Raw genomic sequence first — 277 nt, forward strand, 5'->3', positions numbered from 1 at the left:
GATTTCATCTGTTTGATCTTTTAACACTTTAAAGCCAATGCTGTATTCACCATCTTTAAGAGCTTTTGGATCAATTGTTGTGTTATTATCTTGGTTATTGTTTCCACCTTGATTGTCGTTTCCACCTTGGTTGTTGTTTCCGCCTTGGTTGTTATTTCCACCTTGGTTGTTGTTTCCGCCTTGATTGTCGTTTCCACCTTGGTTATCTAACGGCTTAATGCTACCTTTATCAAATGCAAATTGAATATCGTAAAAATGGTGATAATTCATTGAATCG

Annotated in this window: 1 pseudogene; it reads right to left on the minus strand. The window is 36.1% G+C overall.

Annotated elements, in window-relative coordinates:
- Positions 1-277: pseudogene (locus MR160_RS34315) on the minus strand (NEAT domain-containing protein); the annotation flags it as partial.

This window comes from Bacillus cereus group sp. BfR-BA-01382 (genome assembly GCF_022663475.1).
In the GTDB taxonomy this organism is placed as follows: domain Bacteria; phylum Bacillota; class Bacilli; order Bacillales; family Bacillaceae_G; genus Bacillus_A; species Bacillus_A thuringiensis_S.